Source organism: Streptomyces sp. NPDC050388, from assembly GCF_040655635.1.
Classification (GTDB): Bacteria; Actinomycetota; Actinomycetes; order Streptomycetales; family Streptomycetaceae; genus Streptomyces.
The window spans coordinates 196,572-202,571 of sequence record NZ_JBFAKH010000003.1; the positions used below are offsets into that span (position 1 = coordinate 196,572).

The 6,000-nt window shown below is 71.2% G+C and carries 8 protein-coding genes and 1 pseudogene; 3 read left to right on the plus strand and 6 right to left on the minus strand.

Annotated features, from left to right (window positions below):
- Window positions 1-181: 181 nt before the first annotated feature.
- The 3 genes from AB0I73_RS03290 to AB0I73_RS03300 are packed head-to-tail and all read right to left on the minus strand — an operon-like array spanning window position 182 to window position 3,200.
- Window positions 182-955, minus strand: coding sequence for an SDR family oxidoreductase (locus AB0I73_RS03290; protein ID WP_363033254.1), 774 nt, complete (start codon window positions 953-955; stop codon window positions 182-184).
- A complete protein-coding gene (locus AB0I73_RS03295; RefSeq protein WP_363033256.1) occupies window positions 952-1,992 on the minus strand; it encodes a phosphotransferase family protein in 1,041 nt (346 codons plus the stop codon). The genes AB0I73_RS03290 and AB0I73_RS03295 overlap by 4 nt, the downstream gene beginning before the upstream one ends.
- Window positions 1,989-3,200 (minus strand): acyl-CoA dehydrogenase family protein, encoded by a 1,212-nt coding sequence (locus AB0I73_RS03300; RefSeq protein WP_363033258.1) that lies wholly within the window; start codon window positions 3,198-3,200, stop codon window positions 1,989-1,991. Before AB0I73_RS03300 ends, AB0I73_RS03295 begins: the two co-directional genes overlap by 4 nt.
- Window positions 3,201-3,388: 188 nt before the next feature.
- Here AB0I73_RS03300 and AB0I73_RS03305 point away from each other — a divergent pair, with 188 nt between their 5' ends.
- Window positions 3,389-4,024, plus strand: a complete 636-nt coding sequence (locus tag AB0I73_RS03305; protein WP_363033260.1) for a TetR/AcrR family transcriptional regulator — start codon at window positions 3,389-3,391, stop codon at window positions 4,022-4,024.
- Window positions 4,025-4,247: 223 nt separating this feature from the next.
- On the opposite strand, the pseudogene AB0I73_RS03310 reads toward AB0I73_RS03305, so the two are convergent.
- Window positions 4,248-4,613: pseudogene (locus AB0I73_RS03310) on the minus strand (transposase); the annotation flags it as partial.
- A gap of 109 nt (window positions 4,614-4,722) precedes the next feature.
- Between AB0I73_RS03310 and AB0I73_RS03315 the strand changes: the two are divergent.
- Both AB0I73_RS03315 and AB0I73_RS03320 read left to right on the plus strand, forming a co-directional pair.
- On the plus strand, window positions 4,723-5,244 hold the full coding sequence (locus AB0I73_RS03315; RefSeq protein ID WP_363033262.1) for a MarR family transcriptional regulator: 522 nt from the start codon (window positions 4,723-4,725) through the stop codon (window positions 5,242-5,244).
- Between the two features lie 123 nt (window positions 5,245-5,367).
- Window positions 5,368-5,523: a hypothetical protein gene (locus tag AB0I73_RS03320; RefSeq protein WP_363033264.1), complete on the plus strand. Its 156-nt coding sequence runs from the start codon at window positions 5,368-5,370 to the stop codon at window positions 5,521-5,523.
- A 193-nt stretch (window positions 5,524-5,716) separates the two neighbouring features.
- On the opposite strand, the gene AB0I73_RS03325 is transcribed toward AB0I73_RS03320, so the two are convergent.
- Both AB0I73_RS03325 and AB0I73_RS03330 read right to left on the minus strand, forming a co-directional pair.
- Entirely contained in the window at window positions 5,717-5,884 is a 168-nt protein-coding gene (locus AB0I73_RS03325; RefSeq protein ID WP_363033266.1) for a hypothetical protein, read from the minus strand.
- Window positions 5,881-6,000 (minus strand): acyl-CoA dehydrogenase family protein (locus AB0I73_RS03330; protein ID WP_363033280.1); only part of this gene is annotated, 120 nt, incomplete at its 5' end. The genes AB0I73_RS03330 and AB0I73_RS03325, both read right to left, overlap by 4 nt.

The window sequence follows — 6,000 nt, forward strand, 5'->3', positions numbered from 1 at the left end:
CGCACCGCGATGACCCGCCGCCGGGTCCGCCGACGCCACCGCCACGACCTGCGCCGACCCGGGACGTTCGCCGCCTTTCGGGTGGAGTGCCGGCGGTCACCGGCTGTCGAAGCCACACCAGGGTGAGCACGGGGTGATGCGGTGGGTGGCCGGGGCGTGTGGCGGTGCGCGGGACACCGGGTCAGGCGCGCCAGGTCTGGTCGCCGGGCCGGGTGACGACGATCTCGGGGACCACCGCGTGTGCGGACAAGTGGGTGACGGCCAGGGCGAGGCGGACGACGTCGTCCACGCGGATCATGTCGGTGGGGTCGATGCGGTCGTGCATCCACGCGCTCATGTCGGTGTCGACGTAGCCGGGGCAGATCGCCGTGGCGGACACTCCGTCCGCCGACACTTCGGCGTTGACCGATCGGCACAGTGAGATCAGTGCGGCCTTGCTTGCGCCGTATGCGGAGAGGGCGGGTTCGGGGGCGAGGCCGGTGATGGAGGACAGGGCGATCACCTTCGCCCCGTGCGCCGGGTTGCGGGCAGCCGTCTCGCGCAGGAGCGGAAGGGTCTCTTGGAGGAGCACCAGGGGGCCGCGTACGTTGACCGCGAACTGCTTGTCGAATCGGCGCATCGGCGCGTTGCCGATGGCTCCCGCGCTGCCGACTCCGGCTCCGATCACGAGGACGTCGAGGCGGCGGTGCGCCGCTGTGTGTGCGTGTGCGATGCGGCGGATGTCGTCCTCGTCGGCCATGTCCCCGGCCACCGGGTGCACGCGTACGCCCCACGACCGCAGGTCATCGGCGGCCCTCTCCAGGAGTTCGGCGTCCCGGGCCGTGATCGTGAGGTCGTATCCCGCCCGGGCGAGGCCCTGGGCGATGCCGAGGCCGATGCCGCGGGAGGCTCCGGTGACGAGCGCGGCCGAGCGTTCCTCTCCCGGGGAGTCCGCTGCGACTGCCCGGGTGTTCACGAGGTCCCTCCTTCCGCGAGTGCGCGCAGTCCCGCTGCCGCGAGCAGGGGCACCGCGTCGCCGACCGTTTCGAATCCGTGGCCGACGGTCATTCCGGCCTGGTGGCGGGCGTGGATTCCTTCGGCGATCACGGCGATCTTGAAGTAGCCGAGGCCGAGGTAGAAGGCGAGCCGTCCCAGATCCCGGCCGGAGACGCGGGCGTACTGCTCGGCGAGGTCGCGGGGGGAGGGCAGCCGGTTGCTGGTGGAGGCGGCGGAGCCGCCCAGTACCGGGTCGAACGCGGGGTCCCGGTAGACCAGGGTCATGCCCAGGTCGGCGAGCGGGTCGCCGATGGTGGCCATCTCCCAGTCGACGAGTGCGCGGATCGTCCCCGGGTCGGCCGGATCCAGGATGGCGTTGTCGATGCGGTAGTCGCCGTGGACGATGGCTGCGCCGCTCTCGGCGGGCACCTCGGCGGCCAGGCGCTGGTGGAGGGTGTCGATGTCGGGCAGGTCGCGGGTGGCGACGCGTGACCACTGGTCGCGCCAGCGCCGGACCTGCCGGGTCAGGTAGCCCTCGGGCCGGCCGAAGCCGGTGAGCCCGGCCTTCTCGTACGGCACGGCGTGCAGCCGCGCGAGCACCTCGACGAGGGCGCCGGCGCAGTTGTCGATGTCCGTCTGGGGCAGGGCGTGGAGGTCGTCGTGGGTGCGCAGCACCGTGCCCGCCACGTGGGAGACGACGCAGAACGGCGCGCCGAGCACGTCGGGGTCCTCGCACAGCGCCACCGTCCGGGCAACCGGTATGCCGGTGCCCTGCAGCGCGGCGACGATCCGGTACTCGCGCCCCACGTCGTGCGCGGACGGCGTCAGGACGCCGAGCGGGGGGCGGCGCACGACCCACCGGGAGCGGCCGTCGGTGACCAGGTAGGTCAGGTTGGAGCGGCCGCCGTGCAGCAGTTCGGCCCGCAGCGGCCCTGCGGTGTCCGGTACGCGGGTCTCGAAGTACTGCTGGAGGGCCGCCAGGTCCAGGCCCTGAGGGCTCGTCGCCCCGGCGGTCACGGCTGCGCTCCCGCGGTCCGGCCGTCCAGGTGGCGTCGGACGACCCGGCGGGCGATCGCCCAGCGGTGGGTCTCGGAGGGGCCGTCGTAGATGCGGAACGGGCGCACCTCGCGCAGGAAGCGGGAGAGCAGGATGTCCCCGGAGATGCCCAGCGCGCCGCAGATCTGCAGCGACCGGTCGACGACGCGCCACACCGCCTCGGCGGTGAACGTCTTGGCGATCGCGGTGGACTGCGCCCCGGAGCGGCCCTGGTCCAGCTCCCGGCAGGCCTGCAGGATCAGTCCGCGCGAGGCGGCGACGTCGATCTCGTTGTCGGCGATCATCTGCTGGACCATGCCGAGTTCCGCGAGCCGGGAGCCGAACAGTTGCCGGTCGGCGGCGCGGGCCACCGCGATGTCCTGGGCGCGGCGGGCGATGCCCAGCCAGCGCATGCAGTGCGTCATCCGGGCGGGGCCGAGCCGGACCTGCGCGTACTCGAAGCCCTTGTCGACCTCGCCGAGCACCGCCTCGTCCGGCACGACACAGCCGTCGAAGAGCACCTCGCAGTGTCCGCCGAAGAAGGCCTCGTCCAGGGTGTCGATGTGCCGCACGATCTTCATCCCGGGGTTGTCGGCGTCGACGAGGAACATCGTCGCTCCGCCCCGAGTCCCCGGTTCACCGGAGGTACGGGCCATGCAGATCGCGTACGCCGCGCCGTCCGCGCCGGTGATGAACCACTTGCGGCCCTCGATCCGCCAGCCCCCGGGCACCTTCTCGGCGCGGGTCGTCAACGCCGACGGGTCCGAGCCGGCACCCGGCGCCGGCTCGGTCATCGCGAAGCACGACCGCACCCGGCCCTCGGCGAGTGGGCGCAGGTAGCGCTCCTTCTGTTCCGGGGTGGCGATCGCCTCCAGCATGTGCATGTTGCCCTCGTCGGGGGCCGCGATGTTCAGGGCGAGCGGACCGAACAGCGAGTAGCCGGCCTCTTCGAACACCAGCGCGCGGCCGCGCATGTCCAGACCGTGGCCGCCGTATTCCGAGGAGACGTGCGGGGCGAAGACCCCGGCCCCGCGGGCAGCCTCCTGAAGGCGCGTCCGCAGCGCCTCCCCTCCGGTGGCGGAGACCCCGCCGTACTCCTCCTCGGCCGGGATCACCACCTCGCGGACGAACTCCGCCGTACGGCGGGCGAGATCCACGACCTCGGGGCTGTGGTCCGAGTTCACGGGCAACGGTGCCTCCTGACGCCAGGCAGGTTCGCGCACTGCGCGACCCGGCAGCTTGGCTAATAGACGTTAGCCACATGACAACGGGCAGGTGTGTGGCTTGTCAAGGCCCGCAGCGATTCGCCGCCGTGGCTGCCCGTGATCCAGCTAGCATGTGCTAGCTGAATCTCGCAACCCACGCCGAGGAGCCTTCCGTGCCACAGCCCCGTACGCATCGAGACACTGCTGCGAGCCGGCCCGGCGGCACCCCGGCAGCCGGCAGCCCCCCGCGTGCCCACGCGATCCGCGCCGCCGCCCTGGAGCTGTTCACCCAGCGCGGTTACCAGGCCACCACCATGGCCGACATCGGTGCGGCCGTCGGCGTCCGCGGGCCGAGCCTGTACAAACACGTCAGTTCCAAACAGGCGCTGCTCGCGCAGATCATGATCGGCACGATGGACGCGCTGCTCGCCGCCCACCGGACCGCTGTCGCCGGGACCGAGGACCCCGCCGAACGGCTCAGGCGCGCCACCGAGGCCCACGTCCGCTATCACGCGCGGCACCGACTCGAGGCATTCGTCGGCAACCGGGAGATCCGCAGCCTCGAAGAACCGCACAGCACCGCGGTCCTGGACCGGCGCGCCGCGTACGAGAAGGCGTTCCGCGAGCTGGTCGAGGCCGGGGTCGCCGCGGGACGCTTCCACGTCGCATCGGCCCGCCTGGCCTCGTACGCGATTCTGGACCTCGGGATGGGCGTGGCTGTCTGGTACCGCGAGGACGGGGAGTTGACGGAAGACCAGATCGTGTACCAGTACGGCGACTTCGCCCTCCTCCTGGTGGGCTCCGGGTGACCCGTTCGCGTGGCTTCCGGGCGCGGGCCGGGAACGGGACGGGCACGCCCGCCAGGAGGGCGGAACTGTCGGTCATGTCCCTGTAGCGGTGTGACCATGCCGGGTCGGTCTTCAGCTGGATAGATCCTGTCCATGCTGCCTTCGGGGAGGCAGCGGTGAGGAAGGCGATCCATTCGTCGTGCATCCCGATGAGCACAGCGGTGGTGAGGCGCTCGAGGGCGCCGGGGTCGGGGAAGATCTGGACGACGCCGACGCGGCGCTCGATCTCCCGATTGACCCGCTCCAAGTGGTTGGTCGACTGGATCTTCTTCCAACGCCGCGCGGAGAAGTCCGCGAAGGCGGTGAGGTCGACCTTGGCCTACGGGAACACCGTCCTCCCCTTGGGGAACCGCCGTCAGAGTATGTCGGCGACGGTGTCGAGCCGGGCGCGGACAGCCTCGACGGTGGGCCGGGTGAAGATCGTGCGGCTGGTCGCGGCCACCGTCTCCGCGGCGTCCTTGGGGATCACCGCGAAGACGTTGCGCGGGAAATGAACGCGACAGCGCCGGTGGGCGGCGCCGAGCTCGTGGGCGGGCACGCCTTTGAACACGCCGCCGGAGCTCCCGATCGGCGTCCGGGTGCCGTCAACAATGACGATCTTCTCTTCGCTCGTACACGGATACTAGGGCGTCCAGCTAATCTGTCGTAGCCTGTTCCGCATGACGCTCGGCCGAGACCCGATCCGCGAGGCGCACAGTCAGTGGCTCCGCCACGGGTGGGCGGATGCCGCCGACGGGATGGCCATGGTCACGTCGGTGGTGCGGGTGCAGCAGTTGCTCATGGAACGGATCGAGGCGGTGCTGCGTCCTCTGGGCCTCACCTTCGCCCGCTATGAGGTGCTGCGGCTGCTCTCCTTCGCGCGCTCCGGTGCGATGCCGATGGCGCGTCTGGGTTCGCTGCTCCAGGTGCATCCGACGAGCGTGACGAGCGCGGTCGAGCGCCTGGTCCGTCAGGGGTACGTCGAGAGGTTGCGGCGCGACAACGACCGGAGGGTCGTCCTGGCGTCGCTGACCGATGCCGGGCGCGATGTCGTGGAGGAGGCGACCGGGCGGCTCAACGTGGAGGTCTTCGAGCGGCCGGGCCTGCCCGCCGAGGGCGTCGTTCGGCTGACGGAGCTGCTCGGCGTCCTCCGGGCGAACGCCGGTGACGAGGTCGTCGATCCGGTGGTGACGTCGCAGTAGTACTTGGACGTCCTGGAATCTTGAGCCCTCGGGCATCCAGCGTGCTCCCCGAGGGGCCTCCACGAGCGTGCTCCGCCAACCGACGTCTCACTGATCACTGGATGCGTCCGGGGGGAGTTCACCGTGGTGACCGAGACGGAGCCCGAGGAGTCGACGTTCGACGTCGTAGTCCATGGCCAGGTCATCAGGGTGTGGGTGGATCCGGGCAGTGGCGCCGAGGTCTTCAGCAGGCTCGGCGATCCGGCGCCGGGCGGGCGTCAGCGGTCAGCCGACGCCTGATTCTGGTCGGCCGGATCGTCAGGTGAATGGCTTGGCGGGCCTGTCGGTTTCCCGTACGCCACCCAGGCCCGCTCGTCGAGGGGTGCACCACCGGCCGCGGCGGCGGGAAGATCCACGCGGCTGCCGGGCTCGGCGTCACGGCCACCCCTGTCGAGGCCGCCGACGCGACCACTCTCGCCTGCTGCTTGCGCGGTCAACGGGCCATCGAGGTCCAGCGCTTCGTACGCGACGTGACCTTCGGCGAGGGCGCCTGCCGGGCCGCACCGGAAACGTGCCCCGCACGCTCACCACCTTCCGCGGCCTGGCGTTCAGCCTCGTCCACCTCGCCGACCTCGCGTATGGCGCGATCGTTCGTGTTCATCGAGTGCCTCCCCGGGTTCCGGGCAGGTTGCGGGCCATGACGATGCGCTGGACCTGGTTGGTGCCCTCGTAGATCTGCGTGATCTTCGCGTCGCGCATCATCCGCTCCACCGGGTA